General features: G+C 59.8%; 19 protein-coding genes. 13 read left to right on the top strand and 6 right to left on the bottom strand.

Annotation, left to right across the window (positions count from 1 at the left end):
- From OC71_RS28425 to OC71_RS23465, 8 genes are all read left to right on the top strand, one after another.
- Nucleotides 1-275, top strand: a 275-nt coding sequence (locus OC71_RS28425) for a hypothetical protein (protein ID WP_218186294.1), incomplete at its 5' end; no start/stop codon positions are given.
- A 124-nt stretch (nt 276-399) separates the two neighbouring features.
- On the top strand, nt 400-1,710 hold the full coding sequence (tig, locus tag OC71_RS23495) for a trigger factor (RefSeq protein WP_041073914.1): 1,311 nt from the start codon (nt 400-402) through the stop codon (nt 1,708-1,710).
- Nucleotides 1,711-1,802: 92 nt separating this feature from the next.
- A complete protein-coding gene (gene clpP / locus OC71_RS23490) occupies nt 1,803-2,438 on the top strand; it encodes an ATP-dependent Clp endopeptidase proteolytic subunit ClpP (protein WP_007951559.1) in 636 nt (211 codons plus the stop codon).
- Nucleotides 2,439-2,550: 112 nt separating this feature from the next.
- Complete coding sequence (clpX, locus tag OC71_RS23485) at nt 2,551-3,834, top strand: ATP-dependent Clp protease ATP-binding subunit ClpX (RefSeq protein ID WP_003223632.1); 1,284 nt, start codon at nt 2,551-2,553, stop codon at nt 3,832-3,834.
- A gap of 163 nt (nt 3,835-3,997) precedes the next feature.
- Nucleotides 3,998-6,394, top strand: a complete 2,397-nt coding sequence (gene lon, locus OC71_RS23480) for an endopeptidase La (protein WP_003223634.1) — start codon at nt 3,998-4,000, stop codon at nt 6,392-6,394.
- Between the two features lie 148 nt (nt 6,395-6,542).
- Entirely contained in the window at nt 6,543-6,815 is a 273-nt protein-coding gene (locus OC71_RS27255; protein WP_008077714.1) for an HU family DNA-binding protein, read from the top strand.
- 236 nt (nt 6,816-7,051) lie between these two features.
- A complete protein-coding gene (locus OC71_RS23470) occupies nt 7,052-8,923 on the top strand; it encodes a SurA N-terminal domain-containing protein (RefSeq protein WP_041073909.1) in 1,872 nt (623 codons plus the stop codon).
- A 247-nt stretch (nt 8,924-9,170) separates the two neighbouring features.
- Nucleotides 9,171-10,058: a DUF2242 domain-containing protein gene (locus tag OC71_RS23465; protein WP_041073907.1), complete on the top strand. Its 888-nt coding sequence runs from the start codon at nt 9,171-9,173 to the stop codon at nt 10,056-10,058.
- Nucleotides 10,059-10,384: 326 nt separating this feature from the next.
- On the opposite strand, the gene OC71_RS23460 is transcribed toward OC71_RS23465, so the two are convergent.
- A complete protein-coding gene (locus tag OC71_RS23460) occupies nt 10,385-11,425 on the bottom strand; it encodes an AraC family transcriptional regulator (RefSeq protein ID WP_041073905.1) in 1,041 nt (346 codons plus the stop codon).
- A 3-nt stretch (nt 11,426-11,428) separates the two neighbouring features.
- The gene (locus tag OC71_RS23455; protein ID WP_041073915.1) at nt 11,429-12,559 is read right to left on the bottom strand and encodes a nitrilase-related carbon-nitrogen hydrolase; all 1,131 of its coding nucleotides are present in this window, start codon (nt 12,557-12,559) and stop codon (nt 11,429-11,431) included.
- 206 nt (nt 12,560-12,765) lie between these two features.
- Here OC71_RS23455 and OC71_RS23450 point away from each other — a divergent pair, with 206 nt between their 5' ends.
- A complete protein-coding gene (locus OC71_RS23450) occupies nt 12,766-14,805 on the top strand; it encodes an FAD-dependent oxidoreductase (RefSeq protein WP_041073903.1) in 2,040 nt (679 codons plus the stop codon).
- Nucleotides 14,806-15,031: 226 nt separating this feature from the next.
- Nucleotides 15,032-15,958 (top strand): 1-aminocyclopropane-1-carboxylate deaminase/D-cysteine desulfhydrase, encoded by a 927-nt coding sequence (locus OC71_RS23445; protein ID WP_041073901.1) that lies wholly within the window; start codon nt 15,032-15,034, stop codon nt 15,956-15,958.
- 160 nt (nt 15,959-16,118) lie between these two features.
- Here OC71_RS23445 and OC71_RS23440 read toward each other — a convergent pair whose 3' ends face one another.
- From OC71_RS23440 to OC71_RS23430, 3 genes are all read right to left on the bottom strand, one after another.
- The gene (locus OC71_RS23440) at nt 16,119-16,667 is read right to left on the bottom strand and encodes a cytochrome b (protein ID WP_041073899.1); all 549 of its coding nucleotides are present in this window, start codon (nt 16,665-16,667) and stop codon (nt 16,119-16,121) included.
- A gap of 194 nt (nt 16,668-16,861) precedes the next feature.
- Complete coding sequence (phnX, locus tag OC71_RS23435) at nt 16,862-17,689, bottom strand: phosphonoacetaldehyde hydrolase (RefSeq protein WP_041073898.1); 828 nt, start codon at nt 17,687-17,689, stop codon at nt 16,862-16,864.
- Nucleotides 17,690-17,843: 154 nt separating this feature from the next.
- Nucleotides 17,844-18,953, bottom strand: coding sequence for a 2-aminoethylphosphonate--pyruvate transaminase (locus tag OC71_RS23430; protein WP_041073897.1), 1,110 nt, complete (start codon nt 18,951-18,953; stop codon nt 17,844-17,846).
- Nucleotides 18,954-19,066: 113 nt separating this feature from the next.
- Here OC71_RS23430 and OC71_RS23425 point away from each other — a divergent pair, with 113 nt between their 5' ends.
- The gene (locus OC71_RS23425; protein WP_041073895.1) at nt 19,067-19,927 is read left to right on the top strand and encodes a LysR substrate-binding domain-containing protein; all 861 of its coding nucleotides are present in this window, start codon (nt 19,067-19,069) and stop codon (nt 19,925-19,927) included.
- Between the two features lie 120 nt (nt 19,928-20,047).
- Here the strand turns inward: OC71_RS23425 and OC71_RS23420 are convergent, their stop codons facing one another.
- Nucleotides 20,048-20,920 carry a LysR family transcriptional regulator gene (locus OC71_RS23420; RefSeq protein ID WP_041073893.1) on the bottom strand — a complete coding sequence of 291 codons (873 nt, stop codon included), beginning with the start codon at nt 20,918-20,920 and terminating at the stop codon, nt 20,048-20,050.
- A 269-nt stretch (nt 20,921-21,189) separates the two neighbouring features.
- Here OC71_RS23420 and OC71_RS23415 point away from each other — a divergent pair, with 269 nt between their 5' ends.
- Together OC71_RS23415 and OC71_RS23410 are read left to right on the top strand one after the other, a co-directional pair.
- A complete protein-coding gene (locus tag OC71_RS23415; RefSeq protein ID WP_041073891.1) occupies nt 21,190-22,515 on the top strand; it encodes an MFS transporter in 1,326 nt (441 codons plus the stop codon).
- A 71-nt stretch (nt 22,516-22,586) separates the two neighbouring features.
- Nucleotides 22,587-23,978 carry an FAD-dependent oxidoreductase gene (locus OC71_RS23410; protein WP_041073889.1) on the top strand — a complete coding sequence of 464 codons (1,392 nt, stop codon included), beginning with the start codon at nt 22,587-22,589 and terminating at the stop codon, nt 23,976-23,978.
- Nucleotides 23,979-24,354 lie beyond the last annotated feature (376 nt).

The following is a 24,354-nucleotide window of genomic DNA, read 5'->3' as shown; positions in this document are numbered from 1 at the left end:
ATATTTCGAAAGGCGCCAGATTTAACAGTCTGGCGCCTTTTTTGTTTTACGGTTTGTGGTTTGTTGTGCTGGGTTTCAGGTCGAAGTGCAGGGCGTTTCGTCGTGTTTACGGGCTTGCAGCCTGCGTGTCGACCACCGGCCATGTTCGCTGGATCGGCCGTCAGGGAGATGGCTCGCAGTCTCTTCTATATATAGAAGCGGTTGAAGCAGAGCCCTGGCGTGATGGTCTTTATTCGTCTTCGGGGTGGAATGCATTGCTGCATTCACACCTATAAATGGCCTGCTGTTTTTTTACCCGTTTTCAGTAGGGTGACTTCTTGAGTTTGACCCACTAGAATGCATGCCCTTGATTCTGGGGTCGGAAACGGCCGGCTAACGTCTGTGCAACGAGGAATATCCATGCAAGTTTCTGTTGAAAATACTACTGCTCTTGAGCGCCGCATGAGCGTCACCGTGCCGGCTGAGCGCATTGAGAGCCAGGTCAACAAGCGTCTGCAGCAGACTGCCCAAAAGGCCAAGATTGCTGGCTTCCGTCCAGGCAAAGTGCCAATGAGCGAAATCAAGCGCCGTTTCGGTGCTGACGCTCGTCAGGAAGCTGTTGGTGATGTCATCCAGTCCTCCTTCTATGAAGCCGTGGTTGAGCAGAAGCTGAACCCTGCCGGTTCGCCTTCGATCGAGCCGAAGTCGCTGGAAGCTGGCAAGGACCTGGAATACGTTGCCGTATTCGAAGTGTTCCCTGAGTTCACTGTTGCCGGTTTCGACGGCATCACTGTCGAGCGCCTGAGCGCTGACGTGGCTGACGCTGATCTGGACAAGATGCTGGACATCCTGCGCAAGCAGAACACCCGTTTTGAAGTGGCCGACCGCGCTGCCCAGAACGAAGACCAGCTGAACATCGATTTCGTCGGCAAGGTTGACGGCGAAGCATTCGCTGGCGGCTCCGCCAAAGGTACTCAGCTGGTGCTGGGTTCCGGTCGCATGATTCCGGGCTTCGAAGAAGGCCTGGTTGGCGCCAAGGCAGGCGAAGAGCGCGTTCTGAACCTGACCTTCCCTGAGGACTATCAGAACCTGGACCTGGCTGGTAAAACCGCCGAGTTCACCGTGACCGTCAACACCGTTTCCGAGCCGAAACTGCCAGAGCTGAACGAAGAATTCTTCGCTCAATTCGGCATCAAGGAAACCGGTCTGGAAGGCTTCCGCACCGAAGTTCGCAAGAACATGGAGCGTGAGCTGCGTCAGGCCATCAAGTCCAAGGTGAAAAATCAGGTAATGGACGGTCTGCTGGCCACCAACCCGATCGAAGTGCCAAAGGCACTGCTGTCCAACGAAGTTGACCGTCTGCGCGTGCAGGCTGTTCAGCAGTTCGGCGGCAACATCAAGCCTGATCAACTGCCTGCCGAGCTGTTCGAAGAGCAAGCCAAGCGCCGTGTAGTGCTGGGTCTGATCGTCGCTGAAGTGGTCAAGCAATTCGACCTGAAGCCTGACGAAGCCCGCGTTCGTGAAATGATTCAGGAAATGGCTTCGGCTTACCAGGAACCTGAGCAGGTCGTGTCCTGGTACTACAAGAACGAGCAGCAACTGAACGAAGTCCGTTCGGTTGTGCTGGAAGAACAAGTTGTGGATACTGTTCTGCAGAAAGCTAGCGTGACCGACAAATCGGTCTCTTACGAAGAAGCGGTCAAGCCGGTAGAAGCTCCAAAAGCCGACTGATTGTTTTTGCGTTAAGAAGTACACACATAAGCCAGCCTTCGAGCTGGCTTATGCGTATTCAAGACATAACTATTTGGGAGTGACTGCAGAGCATGTTCCGTAATTCGTATATTCAGCAGAACTCTGATATCCAGGCCGCCGGCGGCCTGGTCCCGATGGTTGTCGAGCAATCTGCTCGTGGCGAGCGCGCCTATGACATCTACTCGCGCCTTCTGAAGGAGCGCGTAATCTTTCTGGTGGGTCCTGTAGAGGACTACATGGCCAACCTGATCTGTGCGCAATTGCTGTTCCTTGAAGCGGAAAACCCGGACAAGGACATCCATCTCTATATCAACTCCCCGGGCGGTTCGGTGACAGCGGGCATGTCGATCTACGACACCATGCAGTTCATCAAGCCAAACGTATCGACGACGTGCATTGGTCAGGCGTGCAGCATGGGTGCATTCCTGCTGACGGCCGGTGCTCCAGGCAAGCGTTTCTGCCTGCCGAACTCGCGTGTGATGATTCACCAGCCGCTGGGCGGTTTCCAGGGCCAGGCCTCGGATATCGAAATCCATGCCAAGGAAATCCTCTTCATCCGCGAGCGTCTGAACACGCTGATGGCCAAGCACAGCGGTCGTACGCTTGAAGAAATCGAGCGCGATACCAACCGCGACAACTTCATGAGTGCAGAAGCTGCGAAGGAATACGGTCTGATCGACGAAGTCATCAACCAGCGTCCTGCGTAAAATAAGCAGCTCAAAATAAGGTGGGTCGGCAGGTCCGACCACCAGCGGGCTTGAAAAAGCCCGCAATAGCCTTCATCTTGTGTTGCAAGCCTATCGGATTTGGATCGAACGAATGACTGACACCCGCAACGGCGAGGACAACGGCAAGCTGCTCTATTGCTCCTTCTGTGGCAAAAGCCAGCATGAAGTACGCAAATTGATTGCCGGCCCCTCGGTCTTTATCTGCGACGAGTGCGTCGACTTGTGCAATGACATCATCCGCGAGGAGGTGCAGGAAGCACAGGCCGAAAGCAGCGCGCATAAATTGCCTTCGCCTAAAGAAATCAGCGGCATCCTTGACCAGTATGTAATCGGTCAGGAGCGTGCGAAAAAGGTTCTGGCCGTAGCGGTGTACAACCACTACAAGCGTCTGAACCAGCGTGACAAGAAGGCTGACGACGTCGAACTCGGCAAGAGCAACATCCTGCTGATCGGCCCGACAGGCTCCGGTAAAACCCTGCTGGCCGAAACACTGGCCCGCCTGCTGAACGTTCCGTTCACCATCGCCGACGCCACCACCCTCACCGAGGCTGGCTACGTAGGTGAAGATGTCGAGAACATCATTCAGAAACTGCTGCAAAAGTGCGATTACGACGTGGAAAAGGCCCAGATGGGCATTGTCTACATCGACGAAATCGACAAGATTTCCCGCAAGTCCGACAACCCGTCGATCACCCGCGATGTTTCCGGTGAGGGCGTGCAACAGGCCTTGCTCAAGTTGATCGAAGGCACGGTCGCTTCCGTCCCGCCGCAAGGTGGCCGCAAGCATCCGCAGCAGGAGTTCCTGCAGGTCGACACCCGTAACATCCTGTTCATCTGCGGTGGTGCGTTCTCCGGTCTGGAAAAGGTTATTCAAAACCGTTCCACCAAGGGCGGCATCGGGTTCAACGCAGAAGTGCGCAGCAAGGAAGAGGGCAAAAAAGTCGGTGAATCCCTGCGTGAAGTCGAGCCTGACGATCTGGTCAAGTTCGGTCTGATCCCGGAATTCGTCGGTCGTCTGCCGGTTCTGGCGACGCTGGATGAGCTCGACGAGGCTGCGCTGATGCAGATCCTCACCGAGCCGAAAAATGCTCTGACCAAGCAGTATGCCAAGCTGTTCGAGATGGAAGGCGTGGATCTGGAATTCCGGACCGACGCACTGAAATCGGTTGCCAAGCGAGCTCTGGAGCGTAAAACCGGTGCCCGTGGCCTGCGGTCGATTCTTGAAGGTGTGCTGCTCGACACGATGTACGAAATCCCTTCGCAGTCTGAAGTGAGCAAAGTCGTCATCGATGAAAGCGTGATTGAAGGCAAGTCCAAGCCACTGTATATCTACGAAAACAGTGAGCCGACGGCCAAGGCAGCGCCGGACGCGTAAGTGTCCACACTGCCGGTACAAAGAAGGGGCCTTCGGGCCTCTTTTTTTTTATGTCGTTTTTTACATCCGCTTTGCGCTTGTTTTTTTTCAAGGCAGCCCCCATCTTGGTTTCAAGCTTAATTCCATCTGATTACGGCCATATGGCCGCCGTAGAGGCGAAATCATGAAGACAACCATCGAATTGCCTCTCCTGCCATTGCGTGATGTCGTGGTTTATCCGCACATGGTTATCCCGCTGTTCGTGGGGCGCGAGAAATCCATCGAAGCCCTCGAGGCCGCGATGACGGGCGACAAGCAGATCCTGCTGCTGGCCCAGAGAAACCCGGCTGACGATGATCCCGGTGAAGACGCTCTCTATCGCGTAGGTACGATTGCGACGGTGCTGCAGCTGCTGAAGCTGCCAGACGGCACCGTCAAGGTTCTGGTCGAAGGTGAGCAGCGCGGCGCTGTAGAGCGCTTCAGCGAAGTCGACGGGCATTGCCGCGCCGAAGTCTCGCTGATCGACGAAGTCGATGCTGCCGAGCGCGAATCGGAAGTTTTCGTGCGCAGCCTGCTGTCGCAGTTCGAACAATATGTGCAGTTGGGCAAGAAAGTCCCGGCTGAAGTCCTGTCGTCGCTCAACAGCATTGATGAGCCTGGCCGCCTGGTTGACACCATGGCCGCGCACATGGCGCTGAAAATCGAGCAGAAGCAGGAAATCCTCGAAATCATCGATTTGTCAGCCCGCGTCGAGCACGTGCTCGCCTTGCTGGATGCCGAGATCGATCTGCTGCAAGTCGAAAAACGCATTCGCGGCCGCGTCAAAAAACAAATGGAACGCAGTCAGCGCGAGTACTACCTGAATGAGCAGATGAAGGCTATTCAGAAAGAGCTGGGTGACGGTGACGAAGGTCACAACGAAATCGAAGAGCTGAAAAAGCGCATCGATGCGGCCGGCCTGCCGAAGGATGCCCTGGCCAAGGCCACCGCCGAGCTGAACAAACTCAAGCAAATGTCGCCGATGTCCGCTGAAGCCACCGTGGTGCGCTCCTACATCGACTGGCTGGTGCAGGTGCCGTGGAAGGCGCAGAGCAAGGTACGTCTCGACCTGGCGCGTGCGGAAGACATTCTCGATGCCGATCATTACGGCCTTGAAGAGGTCAAGGAACGCATCCTTGAATACCTCGCCGTGCAAAAACGTGTGAAGAAGATCCGTGGCCCGGTGTTGTGCCTGGTCGGTCCTCCTGGCGTAGGTAAAACTTCGCTGGCGGAGTCGATTGCTCACGCCACCAACCGCAAATTCGTGCGCATGGCCTTGGGTGGCGTGCGTGACGAGGCGGAAATTCGTGGTCACCGCCGGACTTACATCGGTTCGATGCCAGGAAGATTGATTCAAAAGATGACAAAAGTGGGTGTGCGCAACCCGCTGTTCCTGCTCGATGAAATCGACAAAATGGGCAGCGACATGCGCGGCGACCCGGCGTCGGCGTTGCTGGAAGTGCTCGATCCGGAGCAGAACCACAACTTCAACGATCACTACCTGGAAGTCGATTACGACTTGTCCGATGTGATGTTCCTGTGCACCTCGAACTCGATGAACATCCCGCCAGCACTGCTGGACCGGATGGAAGTCATTCGTCTGCCGGGTTACACCGAAGACGAAAAGATCAACATCGCCGTCAAGTACCTGTCGCCGAAGCAGATCGCCGCCAACGGTCTGAAGAAGGGTGAGCTGGAATTCGACGAGGAAGCGATCCGCGACATCATCCGTTACTACACCCGTGAAGCCGGTGTGCGTGGCCTCGAACGTCAGATCGCCAAAGTCTGCCGCAAGGCTGTGAAAGAACATGCGCTGGAAAAACGCTTCTCGGTAAAAGTGACAGCTGACCTGCTCGAACACTTCCTCGGTGTGCGTAAATTCCGCTACGGTCTGGCTGAGCAGCAGGATCAGATCGGTCAGGTGACTGGCCTGGCGTGGACGCAGGTGGGTGGCGAATTGCTGACCATCGAAGCGGCTGTGGTACCGGGCAAAGGTCAACTGATCAAGACCGGTTCGTTGGGCGATGTAATGGTCGAATCGATCACTGCAGCCCTGACCGTTGTGCGCAGCCGTGCCAAGAGCCTGGGCATTCCGCTGGACTTCCACGAGAAGCGCGACACCCACATTCACATGCCGGAAGGCGCGACGCCGAAAGACGGTCCAAGCGCGGGTGTAGGCATGTGCACGGCATTGGTATCGGCATTGACCGGGATTCCGGTGCGCGCCGATGTCGCCATGACTGGCGAAATCACCTTGCGTGGTCAAGTGCTGGCAATCGGTGGTCTGAAGGAAAAACTGCTCGCCGCTCACCGCGGTGGAATCAAGATTGTGATTATTCCGGAAGAGAACGTGCGCGATCTGAAGGAGATTCCTGACAATATCAAGCAGGATCTGCAGATTAAACCGGTTAAATGGATTGACGAGGTCCTGCAAATTGCGCTGCAATACGCGCCGGAGCCCTTGCCGGATGTGGCTCCGGAGATAGTTTCCAAGGACGAAAAACGTGAGTCTGATTCAAAGGAAAGAATTAGCACGCATTAATACGTTTTTGCCTGGGGGGCTTCCTTGACAGCTTTTTAGAGCCCTTGTTATAAAGCGGCTCTTAAGTGTCTGTAGGCCATTCAGCACTCGTTTTTGCTTTCACCAAAAAACTTAGAATCATCTCAAAATAGATATAAGGGGACTTAGAGTGAACAAGTCGGAACTGATTGATGCTATCGCTGCATCCGCTGATATCCCGAAAGCTGCTGCTGGCCGTGCGCTGGACGCTGTTATCGAATCCGTCACTGGCGCTCTGAAGGCCGGCGACTCCGTTGTTCTGGTTGGTTTCGGCACTTTCTCCGTGACTGATCGTCCAGCTCGCGTTGGTCGCAACCCACAGACCGGCAAGACGCTGCAAATCGCTGCTGCTAAAAAGCCAGGTTTCAAAGCCGGTAAAGCACTGAAAGAAGCTGTTAACTAAGTTAGTTTGTTTCAGGTTTTTACCCATCCGGGTCGGGGTCATGCCTGACTTGGCAGCGGAGCGGTAGAGCAGGTCGCTGGAACAGCTGCCTGTAACGCCGGGATCGAGGGTTCGAGCCCTGTCCGCTCCGCCAGTTACGAGAAGGCGCATCCTCGGATGCGCCTTTCTTCTATCCGGATTCTACCCACGCTCCACGGTTGCCAAATTTTTGAAGTTCAACCGTTTCTGGGGGACGCATGCTGCAGAATATCAGGGACAATTCACAAGGCTGGATTGCCAAGACCATTATCGGGGTCATCGTTGCACTGATGGCTCTGACCGGTTTCGACGCTATTTTCAAGGCCACGACGCACACCAACGATGCGGCCAAGGTCAATGGTGAAGAAATCAGCCAGAACGAGCTGAGCCAGGCCGTTGACATGCAACGCCGTCAGCTGATGCAACAGCTGGGCAAGGATTTCGATGCTTCCTTGCTTGACGAAAAAATGCTCCGCGAGTCGGCCCTCAAGGGGCTGATCGATCGCAAGCTGCTGTTGCAAGGCGCAGAACAATCGAAATTCGCTTTCTCCGAAGGTGCACTGGATCAGGTGATCCTGCAGACCCCTGAATTCCAGGTGGACGGCAAGTTCAGCTCCGAGCGCTTTGATCAGGTGATCCGTCAACTGGGCTACACCCGCATGCAATTCCGCCAGATGCTGGCTCAGGAAATGCTGATCGGTCAGTTGCGCGCCGGTGTTGCCGGCAGCGGTTTCGTCACCGACGCTGAAGTGCTGGCATTCGCCCGTCTGGAAAAACAGACCCGCGATTTCGCTTCGCTGAACGTCAAGGCCGACCCGGCCGCGGTCAAGCTGACCGACGATGAGGTCAAGGCTTACTACGACGAGCACGCCAAGGAGTTCATGACCCCTGAGCAGGTGGTTGTCGATTACGTCGAGCTGAAGAAGTCTTCATTCTTCGACCAGGTTGCGGTCAAGGACGAAGACCTGCAGGCGGCGTATCAGAAAGAGATCGCCAACCTGTCGGAACAGCGCCGCGCCGCGCATATCCTGATCGAAGTCAACGACAAGACCACCGACGCTCAGGCCAAGGCCAAGATCGAAGAAGTCCAGGCGCGTCTGGCCAAGGGCGAGAAATTCGAAGCGCTGGCCAAGGAGTTCTCGCAGGATCCGGGCTCGGCCAACAATGGCGGTGACCTCGGTTTTGCCGGTCCTGGCGTCTATGATCCAGCTTTCGAAAAAGCCCTGTACTCGCTGAACAAGGACCAGGTGTCCGAGCCGGTGCGTACCGACTTCGGTTACCACCTGATCAAGCTGCTGGGTGTTGAAGCGCCGGAAGTTCCGACCCTGGCCAGCCTGAAAGACAAGCTGACCCGCGAGCTGAAGACTCAACAGGTCGAGCAGCGTTTTGTCGAGGCGACCAAGCAACTGGAAGACTCGGCGTTCGAAGCGTCTGACCTGGCCCAGCCAGCGGCAGATCTGAAACTGACTGTGCACACCTCCAAGCCGTTCGGCCGTGAAGGTGGTGAAGGCATTGCGGCCAACCGTGCTGTGGTGAGCGCTGCATTCAGCCAGGAAGTGCTGGAAGAAAACGCCAACAGCACCGGCATCGAGCTGGACCCGGAAACCGTGGTCGTGCTGCGTGCCAAGGAACACCTGAAGCCTGAGCAGTTGCCTCTGGAAGCCGTCAACACGGCGATTCGCGCGCAGTTGACCAAGGAGCATGCCAGTGCTGCGGCCAAGACCAAGGCTGACCAGCTGATCGCCAGTCTGCGCGATGGCAAGACTCCGCTGGACAAGGCTGTCGAGGGTCAGAACTGGAAGGTTGTCACGGCGGCCACTCGCGCTCAGGAAGGGGTTGATCCGACTGTGCTGCAGGCGTTGTTCCGTATGCCGAAACCGGCGGCCAAGGGCAAGCCGACGTTCAGCAGCGTGACCTTGCAGGACGGTAGCCTGATGATCGTGCGCCTGGACGGTGTGAATGAAGCAGTAGCGCCGACTGATGAAGAGAAGGCGCAGTACCGTCGCTTCCTTGCTTCGCGTGAAGGTCAGCAGGATTTCGCGGCGTTCCGCAAGCAGTTGGAAAGTCAGGCGGATATCAAGCGCTATTGATGTTTGACTGAGCGGTAACAGGAAAGCCCCGATCTGATAGTCGGGGCTTTTTTATGCTTGGGATTTGGCTGTTTCCGTTGTTTTGGGTGTGGCGGCTGGCCGTTTCGCCCGTGCGGCGAGTGGCTGCGACTTTTTCCGGCAAACCATGGTCAATAGGGTTGTAACGGCTTTAAGACACAATCCATGCGCCGCAGGGCCAAGTTCTGTTGCACAATACGCCCCGGACTGTTTTCCCTCAGGATGTTCAATGTTGATTTCAACTCCCATGCGTGTCGTTGGGTTGGCGCTGTTGTTGACCGCTGTTGCTGGCTGTTCGAAGGACAAGCCGATCTATGAGCATGAGAACTTCGATGATTCCGGCACGTTCTCGCGCAATTATCCGGTGGCCGACACCGCGAGTTGCGAGGCGGCCCGTCGTGCGTTGCTCAGCCAGGGCTACATCATCACCAGCAGTGACCCGAAACTGATCAGTGGCCACAAAAGCTTCCAGCAAACCGGTGAAACCCACATGGAGATCAGCTTCAACGTGGTGTGTACCGAAGACGGCAGTTCCAAACACCATGCCACGGTGTTCGCCAATGCCTTGCAGGATCGCTACGCGTTGAAGAAGACCAACAACTCTGCCAGCCTCGGGGTCGGCGTGTTGGGTTCGGTGTCGATGCCGATCGGCTCGTCCGATGATTCGATGGTCAAGGTGGCCAGTGAGACCGTGACGTCGCAGAAGTTCTACGAGCGCTTCTTCACCCTGGTTGAGCTGTTCCTGCCGGCCGATGCGAAGAAAGCCGCGCACATTGAAGAAAAACCCAAGACTGATCTGGGTGTCCCGGAGCCGAAGCCTGCTGCTGTAGCGCCGACAACACCTGCCCCGGCAGTCGAGACAGCGCCAGCGCCACCGCCAGCCGGCATTGTCGAGCCAGCCCAGACCATGACGCCGGCCACTCCGGCGGTGACGCCTGCGCCGGCCACGGTTGCACCGACGCCAGCGGGTTCCGAACCCGTGGTGCCGCCTGCGGAATCCGCGCCGATCACCCCGGCACCGAGTGCAGATCCTGCACCGGCTGCCGAAACGATCACGCCGCCGGCCAACCCGACCAATATCCCGCCGCCATCGGAGCCGATTCCGGCGATGCAGTGAGCCGCGCGGGGCTCTGCTGTGGGAGCGGGGGGGGCTCGCTCCCACATTTGTTTTGTGGCGCACTCAAATCCCGTTACATTCTCCGGACAAATTCCAGCGATAAATTCCTGACCACCTGCTACGTTTTATTCATGAAGGCGGGGATGTCACGTTCCCTTCATACGGGCACGATACGCTCGAGGCACTGGTCACTTGACCGGGCTGTTTTTTTAGCGGGCAGTAGGGGGATGAGACGATGGACGATTATCAAGAAGAACTGCTCGAATTTCAGGCGTATGAACTCGATCAGCCAGAACCGGCCGAAGACGCCACCGAGTTGTAAGGCGTCAGGCGGTTTTGCGGTGACTGCGGCGAAACTCGCCGGGGGTCTGGCCGCTCCAGCGTTTGAAGGCGCGTTGAAACGCCTCGGCTGAAGCAAAGCCCAGCAGATAGGCGATCTCACCGAACGCCAGTTCGGTGTCGCGGATGTAGGTCATTGCCAGGTCGCGGCGGGTGTCGTTGAGTATGGCGCGAAACTGTGTGCCTTCCTCGGCCAGTTTGCGCCGCAAGGTCCAGGTCGGTAGCTTCAGACGCGCCGCCACTTCTTCCAGGTCGGGTTCCCGGCCACCATTGAGCAACGGCCCCAACAACTGTGTGATGCGTTCGCGCAGGCTGCGGGTGCGGGTCAACTGCTCCAGTTCCCGTTCACACAACGCAAGCAAGTGTTTCCAGGTGCTTGGGCAGTGTTCCGGGTTGCGCAGAGCGAGGCTGGCGAGGCTCAAGCGCAGTTGATTGCGTTCGGAGCCGAACTGGATCGGGCAATCGCCCAGCACGCTATAGGCGTCGCGATAGTCCGGCGCGTCAAATTCGATGTCGATGCGCTCGGCGCGCAAAGGCTCGCGGCTGACGCTGGACAGCTGATGCAGCCAGCCGGCGATGATCGAATCCACCACAAAGCGGTTATAGGCGTTGTACGGGCTGATCGAATAGAAGCGCAGCCACGCGCCATGTGCGTCCTCGTGAAAGCTCGACTGCCCGCGATAGTTGGAACCGTACAGTGGCTCGAAACGGATCAGGCAGCGGGCCGCTTCGCGCACGGTCGGTGCCTGTGCAGCGGTGACCCCGGCGAGCCCGGCCTGACTCAAGCGGCTGAGTTGGCCCATGCTCAGGCCCAGTGCCGGATCGCCGGTCAACTGGATCGCGCTGTGCCCCAGCCGCATGTAACGCGGGATCGACAGTCGCGCGCCGGCTTCGGCCAATCGCGCGGCATCCAGGCCATATTGTTCGAGCAGCGGTTGCGGCTCGACGCCGTGGCTGCGCACGGCATCAGCCAGGCTGTGCACGAAGCCTACCGACAGATCCCCAAGGCGCATCGGCAGCGGTTTCATGGCTTACAACCAGATGTTCAGCAGACGCGCGCCACGGGCTTCGCTATCGGCGAATTGCTGGCCGTTGCTGCTGAGGAAGCTTTGGCCCGAGCCGGGCTTGTCCCAGAACTGGCCGCGCAGGAACACGCTCATGCCGGCGATCGCACGGCTGCTCGGCGGCTGCGCGGTGAGCGTCAGGCGATGCCAGGCCTGACCTTCACTGATTTCCCCGGGCTTGAGGCTGACCGACCCCGGTGTACTTGAGCCCTTATAACCGGCCCACGGCTGATTCCACGCACCGTGACCCACGACGAAGGCCGGCACCGCTACCAGTTGCGCGCCTTGCTCGTCGAGTTGGCGATAGTTGTCCGGGTACCAGCTGTCGCTGCCGATCAGCACGCCCAGGCGTCCGGCCGGCGTGTCGACCACGTTGATCGCGTGGGCGTCTTCGCCCTCGATCACATCGCGCTGTTCGAAGATCGGGTGCATTTGCCGCTGGGGCTGGCCCAGCGGTACACCATCACGGCCAAACACCACGCTGCTGTTGAACAGCGCGCCGCTACCGGGCTTGAGCTGGCCATCACGAATGCTCGGTTCGGGCAGGACGATGGAGCCGGCCACCAGCGTCACGTGGAATTCCTTGGCCAGTCCACCAAACAGTGCCTGGTAATCCTTGGCCATCACTTTGGACTTCATCCGCAGGTGGGCATCGTCAAGGCGGTTGTCGCCCTTGGCAGTAAGCCAGGCGCGGGCGAACAGCAACGGATTGCTCGCCGCCAGCCAGTTCATCGCTTCGACCAGGGTCGGCGCCTGGTAGAGCTCGTCTTTCTCGCCGCTGATCATCAGCCAGGTACCGACATGCTCGGGCAGTACCACCACGGTTTTTTCGTTCAGCAGCCCCTGATCCTGCGCTTGCTGCAGATAGGCTGCGAGTTTGCGGTGCAGGCGCTCGGGGCTTTGGTAGTCGGTCGGAAACAGTTCCGGCTGGATGCCCAGCAGATTGCCACGGTCGGCGGGCGTGCCCTGATCGACCGCCAGTTTGATGCGCAGGTCCGACAGGTAATGTCCCGCCGGCCGGTCCGCCGCCCACATGGCGTAGGTGGTCAGGGTGGCAACGATGGCCATGGAGAAAAACAGGTACAGAAGTTTGCGCATGAAAACCAACAACAACCGGGTACAGGGTGTGGCGACTAGGGTAGGGCGCATGCCTGCGCTTGCCAAGGGGCGCTGCGCATTTGGATCAATAACTTGTCAGTTTCGGTCATTGAGTGACAGCAGTGCGACTCTTAGTCTGTCGAACATGACTGACGGGGGACGCAGAGCTCCCGCAATTTCCGTGATCGCACGTTGTGGAGTTACCGATGACCGCCGCTCATTACCCGCACCTGTTGGCCCCGCTGGACCTGGGATTCACCACACTGCGCAACCGCACCCTGATGGGCTCGATGCACACTGGCCTTGAAGAGAAACCGGGTGGCTTCGAACGCATGGCGGCGTACTTCGCCGAACGTGCTCGTGGCGGCGTCGGCCTGATGGTCACCGGCGGTATCGGCCCGAACGACGAGGGCGGCGTGTACTCCGGTGCAGCCAAGCTGACCACCGAGGAAGAAGCGCTCAAGCATCGCATCGTCACTCGCGCAGTGCACGAGGCGGGCGGCAAGATCTGCATGCAGATCCTCCACGCCGGGCGCTATGCCTACAGTCCGAAACAGGTTGCGCCAAGCGCGATTCAGGCGCCGATCAACCCGTTCAAGCCCAAAGAACTGGACGAGGAAGGCATCGAGAAACAGATCAGCGATTTCGTCACCTGTTCGGTACTGGCGCAGAGCGCCGAGTATGACGGTGTGGAAATCATGGGCTCGGAAGGTTATTTCATTAACCAGTTCCTTGCCGCGCACACCAACCACCGTACCGACCGCTGGGGCGGCAGTTACGAAAATCGTATGCGCCTGCCGGTGGAAATCGTCCGTCGAGTGCGTGAAGCGGTCGGCCCGAACTTCATCATCATTTTCCGTTTGTCGATGCTCGATCTGGTCGAGGGCGGCAGCAGTTGGGAAGAGATCGTGACCCTGGCCAAAGCCATCGAGCAGGCCGGCGCGACCATCATCAACACTGGCATCGGCTGGCACGAAGCGCGGATCCCGACCATCGCCACCAAGGTGCCGCGCGCGGCGTTCAGCAAGGTCACCGCCAAACTGCGTGGTTCGGTGAACATTCCGCTGATTACCACCAACCGCATCAACACCCCGGAAATCGCCGAGCAGATCCTCGCTGAAGGCGATGCCGACATGGTCTCGATGGCGCGGCCGTTCCTCGCCGATCCGGAATTCGTCAACAAAGCTGCAGAAGGCCGCGCTGACGAAATCAACACCTGCATCGGTTGCAACCAGGCGTGCCTCGATCACACCTTCGGCGGCAAGCTCACCAGTTGCCTGGTCAACCCGCGTGCCTGCCATGAAACCGAGCTCAACTATCTGCCGGTACAGCAGATCAAGAAGATCGCTGTGGTCGGTGCCGGCCCTGCCGGCCTGTCCGCCGCGACCGTGGCCGCTGAGCGCGGACATCAGGTGACCTTGTTCGATTCCGCCAGCGAAATCGGCGGCCAGTTCAACATCGCCAAGCGGGTGCCGGGCAAGGAAGAGTTCTTCGAAACCCTGCGCTACTTCAAGCGCAAGCTGCAGACGACGAATGTCGAGGTGTGCCTGAACACCCGCGTCGACGTGGCGAAACTGGTCGAGGGCGGTTACGACGAAATCATCCTCGCCACCGGCATCGCGCCGCGCGTGCCGGCGATTCCGGGCGTGGAGAATGCCAAGGTGCTGAGCTACCTGGACGTGATCCTTGAGCGCAAACCGGTGGGCAAGCGCGTGGCGGTGATCGGCGCGGGCGGCATCGGTTTCGATGTCTCGGAATTCCTTGTGCACCAAGGCGTGGCCACCAGTCTGGATCGCACCGCGTTCTGGAAAGAGTGGGGCATCGACACCCATCTGGAAGCGCGTGGTGGCGTGGCCGGGATCAAAGCTGCGCCGCACGCGCCGGCTCGCGAAGTGTTCCTGTTGCAGCGCAAGAAAACCAAGGTCGGTGATGGTCTGGGCAAGACCACCGGCTGGATTCACCGCACCGGTCTGAAGAACAAGCAGGTGCAGATGCTCAACAGCGTCGAATACCTGAAGATCGACGACGAAGGCTTGCACATCCGTATCGGCGAAACCGGCGAGCCGCAAGTGCTGGCGGTGGACAATATCGTGATTTGCGCCGGCCAGGATCCACTGCGGGACCTTCAGGAAGGTCTGGTCGCAGCGGGGCAGAACGTGCACCTGATCGGTGGTGCCGATGTGGCAGCGGAGCTGGATGCCAAGCGCGCGATCAATCAGGGGTCGCGTCTGGCCGCTGAGCTCTAAGCTACGCCGCTTAACCTGTGGGAGCGAGCTTGCTCGCGAAGGCGTGGTGTCAGTCGACATATATATTGGCTGACACACCGCTTTCGCGAGCAAGCTCGCTCCCACAGTGTTTGTGTTGTTCACTGATTCGGTGAACAACATCGAACCAATGCAGGCGTGAGCCTGCTCGCGATGGCTGCTTATGAGCGACTAGAATGCCGGCTCTACTCAGAATGATCAGTCGCCCATGCTTCTTCCTCCCGCCCACTGGTTGCCCCAAGCTCCCCTCCAAATGCTCGAACTCGACTGGCTCACCCGCGCCGGAATCGAGGTCGCGGTCCTGCGTCTGGACCAGATCGACCCGCTGATCAGCGGCAACAAATGGTTCAAACTCGTCGAGCATCTCAAGGCCGCCGACCGCGCTGGCGCGCAGGGCGTCATCAGCCTCGGTGGTGCGTATTCCAATCATCTGCATGCGCTCGCGGCGGCGGGCAAACGTCTTGGCTTCGAAACGGTTGGCCTGTTGCGCGGCCATCCACAGCAAACGCCGACGGTCAGCGATCTGCAAGCGTTCGGCATGCAACTGCACTGGCTTGGTTACGGCGGCTATCGGTCGCGGCATGAACCGGGGTTCTGGGAGCCGTGGCAGTCGCAGTATCCAGATTTTCATGCGGTGCCGGAGGGCGGTGGCGGATTGGCGGGCGCATTGGGCTGCAAGGTGTTGAAGGAGCAGGTGATCGCGCAACTGGGCAACCTGGGCTGGAGCAATTATCACGGCTGGTGGCTGGCCTGCGGCACCGGGACGACGCTGGCAGGGCTGGTGCTCGCCGAGGCAGGTGCGCATCCGGTGTATGGCGCACTGGCGGTGCCCGAGGATCATGGGGTGGCGCCGCAGGTGGCGGCGATTATGCAGGAGGCAGGTGTCGCTGCTGCCGACTACGAGCTGCTCGACGCCAGTCGCGGTGGCTTCGCCAAGGTTGACGCGCAGCTACTTGCATTCATCGAGAGCATTGAACGCTGTAGCGGCGTTGCGCTGGAGCCGCTGTACACCGGCAAGGCGTTGCTGGCGCTCAAGGAGCGGATCGAGGCGGGCGGATTCGCGTCAGGTACACGGTTGATCTTCGTGCACACGGGTGGGTTGCAAGGGCGGCGAGGATTCGTTTCCTACAGTTGAACTTCTGTGGCGAGGGAGCTTGCTCCCGCTCGGCGGCGCAGCCGTCGCTAATCCAGCAAATACGGTCCGCCTGTCAGTCCACATTTTTGAACTCAGGACTGCTGCGCAGCCCAGCGGGAGCAAGCTCCCTCGCCACAGGGGAATATCACCGAGGCGGTGTTCAACCGCGCTTGGGCATCATCCGCAGCAAGGTGTTATCGCCCACCACATAATGGTGATAAAGCCCCGCCAGCGCATGCAGGCCGATCAGCCAGTAGCCGATATTGCCGATCAACACATGCCAGTGCTCGACCTGCTTGGCGAATGCCTTGTCTTCATGAACCAGCAACGGCAGATCGAAACCGTAGAACATCACCTGATGCCCCTCGGCGCTGGTAATCAGCCAGCCAAGAATCGGCATGCTGATCATGAACAGGTACAACAACCAGTGCATCACCCGCGCCAGCAGAGTCTGCCATTGTGGCGAGGCCGGGAAGATTTTCGGTGCCGGGCCGATGCTGCGGGCCACCAGGCGAAACCACACCAGCACGAACACAGTCAGGCCGAGCATGTAATGCACTTCACGAATCAGCGAGCGGCCGCCGCTGCCCTTGGGAAAGATCCCGCGCAACTCCATGCTGGCATAGACCAGGATCAAAAGGATCAGCATCAGCCAATGCAGCAGCACGGACACGGTGCTGTAGCGCGATTCGGAACTTGTCCACGGCATACGGTGTTTCCTCACAGATCAGGGTCGCCACGTGCCATTCTTGTGCGACGGCATGCTTTAACTGTAATCCGCTTTGGCGGATTTGCCTGAGGCTGATCGGAGTTTCAAAGCGCTGACTCAAGGCTGCAGCCATAAAAAAAACGCCAGTGTCGCGAAGACCCTGGCGTTTTTTGTTGTTTTGACAAAAGACGTAATCAGCTCGATTGCGGCATCTCGCCGTTGGCCAGGCGCTTGTTAATGTCGGCAATCACTTCCGGCAGGTCGCTGATGGTGTCGATCATGTAGTGCGGACGGGAATCGGCGAACAATGCGTGGATGCGTTTGCGTTCGCTGGCCAGTTCGTCGCTGCCCAGTGCACGGTAGCCGGCGTAGTCCAGGCCCAGCGCGTTGCCCGAACAGATCAGCGCCACCGTCCACATCCCGGCGCGACGACCTTCGAGAATGCCCGGCACGGTGTCGTCGATCTTCACGCAGGCCGCGACGTCATCGATACCCAGCGCAATCACGTTGGCCAGCGCCTGAGCCGGCCATGGGCGACCGTTCGGTACTTCGTCGGTGGCGACCACATGGTCGGCAACGTAGCCGTTGGTGGCAGCCAGCGCCACGACCTTGTCCATCACCTGTTTCGGGTAACCGGAGCAGGAACCGATCTTGATCCCTTGCTGACGCAGGTGGGCGATGGTTTCCAGTGCGCCGGGAATCAACGCCGAGTGTTCGGCGATCTTTTCGATCTGCAGCGGCATGAAGCGGTTGTAGATGGCGGTCACGTCATCGTCGGTCGGGGTGCGGCCGAATGCTTTGCGATAGCGCTCGGCGACCTGCGGCTGATCGCACAGGGTGCGGATGTGGTCCCATTTGCCCATGCCCATCGGGCCACGGGCTTCGTCGATGGACACCTGAACGTCGAACTCGGCGAAGGCTTCGACGAAGATCTGCGTTGGCGCGAACGAGCCGAAATCGACCACGGTGCCGGCCCAGTCGAGGATCGCGGCTTGCAGCTTGCTTGGGTTTACGTAGTTCATGGCAATAAGAATCCTGTGTTGGCAATGCAATTCAAAAGGTTCGGCGATCCTGTGGGAGCGGGCTTGCCCGCGATGGGGCCCTTTCAGTCGACATCTATGCTGATGGTCAGACCGCTATCGCGGGCAAGCCCGCTCCCACAGGTATCGTGGTGATTCAGATCTCCAGCACTTCCATCTCGCGCAGCACTTCACCCACCGCCGCCACGGCCTGGCGCATTTCATCCGGGCTGACGTGGCCGATGCAGCCGACGCGGAAGGTTTCCACCTGGGTCAGTTTGCCGGGGTAGAGGATGTAGCCCTTGGCCTTGACCCGTTCGTAGAAGTCCTTGAACTGGTAGCGCGGGTCTTGCGGGGCATGGAAGGTGGCGATGATCGGGGCCTGGATCGCCGCCGGCAGGAAGCTGCGCAGGCCGAGTTTGCCCATCTCGTCCATCAGTGCCTGACAGTTGGCGGCGTAGCGCGCATGGCGAGCGGGCAGGCCACCTTCTTCGTTGTATTGCAGCAACGCTTCGTGCAGCGCCGCGACCACGTGGGTCGGCGGGGTGAAGCGCCATTGACCGGTCTTCTGCATATAGGTGTGCTGGTCATACAGGTCCATCGCCAGCGAGTGCGAGTTGCCAGCGGCTGCGGCCAGCGATTCCTTGCGAGCGAAGACAAAACCCATCCCCGGCACGCCTTCCAGGCACTTGCCCGAGGCGGCGATCAGCGCATCGAACGGGACTTTTTGCGCATCCACCGGCAGCGCACCGAACGAGCTCATGGCGTCGATGATCAGGCACTTGCCGTGCTGCTGCACGACGTCAGCGATTTCCGGCAGCGGGTTGAGGATGCCGGTGCTGGTTTCGCAGTGGATCAGCGCGACATGGGTGATGTCGCCATCGGCGCGCAGCAGGCGGTCGACGTCGGCGGCGGTGGTCGGTTCGTCTTCGGCGGTTTCGAAGGTGCTGAACGAGCGGCCGAGCACTTCGCAGATTTTCGCCAGACGCTTGCCGTAGGCGCCGTTGATCAGCACCAGTACCTTGCCGTCACGTGGCACCAGTGTGCCGATGGCGGCTTCGACGGCAAAGGTGCCGCTGCCCTGCAACGGCACGCAATGGTGAGTGGCGGCGCCGTTGAGGATCGCCAGCAATTGCTCGCAGAGGCTGGCGGTCAGTTGATTGAAGCGATCATCCCATGACCCCCAATCGACCAGCATTGCCTGGCGGGTGCGGGCCGAGGTGGTCAACGGGCCGGGAGTGAGCAGGATGGGTGCGGCAGTACTCATTCGTGTGTCCTCGCGATAGCGCTGTGGGATGAAGCTACGGGGCATACGTTGCAATTCGCCGAGTCATCAATCAAATTGTTTGTTGTTATGCCAGCCATCAGTGAGGGTTATTCATGAATCTGTTCCAGCTGCGCGCTTTCGACGCCGTGGCCCGGGAAGGCAGCTTCACCCGCGCCGCCGCGCGCCTGTTCATCAGCCAGCCAGCGGTGACCGGGCACATCAAGGCGCTGGAGGAGCACTACCAGATCACCCTGTTACGGCGCACCGCGCGTCGGGTCGAACTGACCGAGGAGGGCACCAAACTGGCGGCGATCACCCGCGCCATGTTCGGCCTGGCCGAAGAAGCGCAGACTCTGCTCGAGGCCAACCGTCAGTTGCTCACCGGGCGTCTGGAAGTGGCGGCGGACGGTCCGCACATGGTCATGCCGATGCTTGCCAGCCTGCGCGCGCGGTATCCGGGGATCACGGTGAATCTGCGTCTGGGCAATGCCCAGGAAACCCTCGCCGCGCTGTTATCGGAACACGCGGACGTGGCGGTGCTCACCGAGGTCGAACCGCGCAAGGGCCTGCATCTGCAAGCCTTGAGCGAATCGCGGATCTGCGCGCTGGTGCCCGCCGGGCATGCGTGGGCGCAGCGTAGCGGCGAGGTGCGGCTCAAGGAGCTGGATCAGGTGATCATGGTGTTGCGCGAGCCGAGTTCGATCACCCGCCGTACCTTTGATCAGGCGTGTGCGCAGGCGGCGGTCAATCCACGGGTGTTGCTGGAACTGGACAGTCGCGAAGCGGTGACCGAGGCGGTGGCGGCGGAACTGGGGGTGGGCGTGGTGTCATCGGTGGAAGTCAGCCATGACCCGAGGGTGGTAGCGCTGCCGATTGTCGGGGACGGGCTGGTGAACCGGCACATGATCGGCTGCGTGGAGCGGCGGCGGGAGTTGCGCTTGATTCAGGCGTTCTTCGCTCTGGCGCTGGCCTGATACCCCGTGGTGTCTTCATCGCTGGCAAGCCAGCTCCCACAGAATTTGTGTTGGCCCCCAAATTTGTGTGCGACGCCATACCTGTGGGAGCTGGCTTGCCAGCGATGAGGCCGTCACTGTCTAAGCAAGGCTCTCGCGCACCATATCGAGAAATGTCGCCACCACCCGCCGCGAACTCTGCTCGCGCAAGCACACCAGGGTCTCGGTCAAACGCCGGGTGCAGTCGGTAATCGGCAACGCACACACCCGCGAATCTGCGCCGAACTCCGCCGCCGAAACAACCCCCACACCAATTCCCACCACCACCGCCTCGCGCGCCGCTTCCCGGCCTTCGACCTGAATCGCCGGACGGATGCGAAACCCGGCGCCGGCCATTTCTTCTTCCAGCGTCTGCCGGGTCACCGAGCCGTGTTCGCGCAGCACCAGCGGCGTGTCATCCAGATCCGCCAGGCAGATCGACTCACGCTCGGCCCACGGATGATGGCGCGAAACGAACGCCACCATCGGGTCATTGCGCAGCGGCACGCACAGCAAACGTTCATCGCTGACATCACGCCCGAGCAGCGCCAGATCGGCCTGATAGTTGAACAGGCGAAACAGCGATTCATCGGTGTTGCCGGTCTCGATCTTCACGCTGATCCCCGGGTAGCGCTCGCAGAACCGCGCAATCAGCGGCAGCACGTGTACCGGGGCATCCACCGCCAGAATCAGGCTGCCGGTCTGCAGCGCCTGGGATTCCTGTAGCAGTTCCTGGGCTTCAGCCTCAATCACAAACAGCCGCTGGGTGATCGCCAGCAGGCGCTCGCCCAGATCGGTCAGGCGCACCGAACGCTTGTTGCGATGAAACAGCAACACACCGAAGCGCTCCTCCAGTTTGCGCACTTGGTCGGAAATCGCCGGTTGCGTGAGAAAAAGCCGTTCGGCCGCTTTGGTGAAACTTCCGTGTACAGCCACGGCGTGAAAGGCTTTGAGCTGGGCGTGGGACACCGACATGTAGCCTCCATCAACAAGCTGAGCTTATGTGTGAAATACGATAAATCGATTTTATTTATTAAACAGTAATTGCTTTGATCCGCTCACGCCATCGCTGACTGCCCGTTCAGGCAGCAACGCTGGCGATGAGCCTGTGCGTGCAATAACAGGACTCATCTGACCGCTATCGCCATAGGGACGGGGCGCTGGCGCAGTGCTCAACAATAAAAAACACAGGCGTTTACTTAACGATTCTGCCGGCACACTCACACCCTGAGGTCAGAACCACAATGAACAAGCACATCGGCACCCTTGCGCGTTGGCGCATGCAGATTTTCGCTATCACCTGGCTCGCGTACGCCGCTTTCTATTTCACCCGCAAAGCGTTTTCGGTGGCCAAACTGGGCATCGCCGAAGACCCGACCTTCATGCTCGACAAGATGGCCATGGCCAACCTCGATGCGATCTATCTGGCGGCCTACGCCATCGGCCAATTCACCTGGGGCATGCTTGCCGACCGCTTCGGCCCAAGGGTCGTGGTGCTCGGCGGGCTGTTGATTTCCGCCGCAGCGGCGTTAGTGATGGGCAGTTTTGCCACGCTACCGATCTTCGCCACTTGCATGCTGATTCAGGGCCTGGCGCAGTCCACCGGCTGGTCGGGATTGTGCAAGAACCTCGGCAGTTTCTTCCCGGCGCAGCAGCGCGGGCGGGTGCTCGGATTGTGGAGCTCCTGCTATGCGTTCGGCGGTCTGGTAGCCTCGCCGTTCGCCGGCTGGTGGGCGTATACGCTGATCGGCACCTGGCACGCAGCGTTCATATCCAGCGCCGCGGTGGTCGCGGCGGTGGCGCTGTTGTTCTTCATTTTTCAGCGCAACAAACCGGAAGACGTCGGCCTGCCGGCCGTGGAGCCGGAGCCGGAACTGAGCGCTGAAGAAACCGAAGCCAACAGCAAGCTCAGCGTCTGGGAGCCGTTGAAGGAAATCCTGCGCAACCGCACGGTGCTGGTGCTGGGTCTGGCGTATTTCATGTTGAAACCGGCGCGTTACGCGATTCTGTTGTGGGGCCCGGTGATCGTCTTCGAGCAGATGCCGAGTGTCGGCAAGGTCGGCGCGGCAATCATTCCCACCTCGTTTGAACTGGCTGGTCTGCTCGGGCCGATCATGATCGGCCTGGCCTCGGACAAGCTGTTCGGCGCCCGGCGCATGCCGGCCTGCGTCCTCAGCCTGCTGGCGCTGACCGTGACCCTGGCGCTGTTCATGGGCGCGTTGCACACCGGCAGCGTGATGCTGGTGGTGGCGCTGCTGTTTGTCATGGGCCTGACCCTGTACGGACCGGATTCGATGATCAGCGGCGCCGCGGCCATCGACTTCGGCAAGGCCAAGGCCGGCGCCACGGCGGCCGGTTTCGTCAACGGTTGCGGTTCGGTTGGCGCGGTGCTCGGCGGATTGCTGCCGGGTTACTTCGATTCGGTGACGGTGTTCATTGTCTTCGCCGGCTGCGCCTTGTTTTCGGCGCTGGTGCTGATCCCGCACTGGAACAGCCGCCCGGTCGGGGTGATGGAACCGCGCGCGGCCATTCCCAATTGCCCGCTGACCATCAAACCCCTGCGTAACTGAAAACCCTTGCCTCGCGGCCTGCTGCGGTGCTCGCGGCAGGCTGGGTCGTGGCCATCTGACTGGAGAATCCCATGCGACCTTTTTGGCTCGAGCAAGCCTTGCAGGCCGACGCATCCCCGACGTGTTCGCCGCTGCAAGGTGAAGTGCGCACCGACGTGTGCATCGTCGGCGGTGGCTACACCGGGTTGTGGACGGCGATCATGCTCAAGCAGCAGAACCCTGAGCTCGACGTGCTGATGATCGAAGCGGACATCTGCGGCGCCGGTGCCAGTGGGCGCAACGGTGGTTGTGCGCTGTCGTGGTCGGCCAAGTATTTCACCCTCGAGCGCCTGTTCGGTGTCGAGGAGGCGGTGCGCCTGGTCAAGGAGTCCGAGCGCAGCATCCACGCCATCGGCGAATTCTGCGAACAATACGGCGTCGATGCCGATTACCGCCTCGACGGCACGTTGTACACCGCCACCAACAAGGCGCAGGTCGGTTCGACCGACGCCGTGATCGCGGCGCTGGAGCGTAACGGTATCAACTCGTTCACCCAGCGGCCGGTGGCCGACGTACAGCGCATGGCCGGTTCCAGCCTGCATCTGGAAGGCTGGTTCTCGCCGGCAGCCGCCAGTGTGCAACCGAGCAAACTGGTGCGCGGCTTGCGCCGGGTGGCGCTGCAACTGGGCGTGACGATCCACGAAAACACGGCGATGACCGGTCTGGAAGAGGGCCGTCCGGCGCGCATTCACACCGCCCATGGTCGCGTGATTGCCGACCGTGTGGTGCTGGCGATGAACGCTTGGATGGCCCGCGCGTTCCCACAATTCGAACGCAGCGTGGCGATCGTTTCCAGCGACATGCTGATCACCGAACCGCGCCCGGATCTGTTGCAGGAGATCGGTTTGACCAGTGGCGTTACGGTGCTCGACTCGCGGATTTTCGTGCACTACTACCACAACACGCCGGACGGCCGGATCATGCTTGGCAAGGGTGGCAACACGTTTGCGTTTGGCGGGCGGATGCTGCCGGTGTTCGATCAGCCATCGCCCTATGCGGATTTGCTCAGGCGCAGCCTTGGGGCGTTTTTTCCGGCGTTTGCCGAGGTCAAGGTGGATGCGACCTGGAACGGGCCGTCGGATCGTTCGGTGACCGGGTTGCCGTTTTTCGGGCAGATGAGTGCCAGTGGCAATGTGTTTTATGGTTTTGGTTATTCCGGCAGTGGCGTCGGGCCGTGTCACATGGGCGGGCAGATTCTTGCCTCGCTGGTGCAGGGGCTCGATAACCCGTGGACCCGTTCGCCCTTGGTGAACGGGCCGTTGGGGTATTTTCCGCCGGAGCCGATTCGGTACCTGGGGTCGTTGATGGTGCGTAATGCGATTCGGCGCAAGGAGCGGGCCGAGGATCATGGGCGGCGACCGCGGCATCTGGATGTGCGGTTGGCGAAGTTTGCGGCGGCGGCGGGGAAGGCTGACAAGGGGTGATTGGGGGCTGGCGAGCGCTGCGTTCTTTTGGGTTACCGAGTACATATCCGTTTCTGCGGTAACGGCTTCTTATGGTTTCGCTCTTACAGCGACTCACTTTTCCAGACGCCGAAAAGTAAGCAAAAGGCTTGGCCCCGGCGTGCGGCCCTCGCTTAGGCTCGGGTTCCTTCGCTGCGGGATTCATCCGGGGGGCAGCGCCTACGGTTTGCTTCGCTGCACCTCCTCTCGCTGTGTTTGGCTGCGCCAAACGGTCGCTGCGCTCCCACCCCCGGATAAACCCCTCCACTCAGCCTGCCGATGGGGCCGGCACGGCAAGATCAAGAGCTGCAGCCGAGCTAACGCTCATCCTGTTGAGTGGTGAAAAGCATGCGGTCTG

This window comes from Pseudomonas sp. W15Feb9B (genome assembly GCF_000828175.1).
Lineage (GTDB): Bacteria > Pseudomonadota > Gammaproteobacteria > Pseudomonadales > Pseudomonadaceae > Aquipseudomonas > Aquipseudomonas parakoreensis.
Note: the sequence above shows the minus strand (reverse complement) of the source record. Positions and strands in the feature narration are given on the sequence as shown.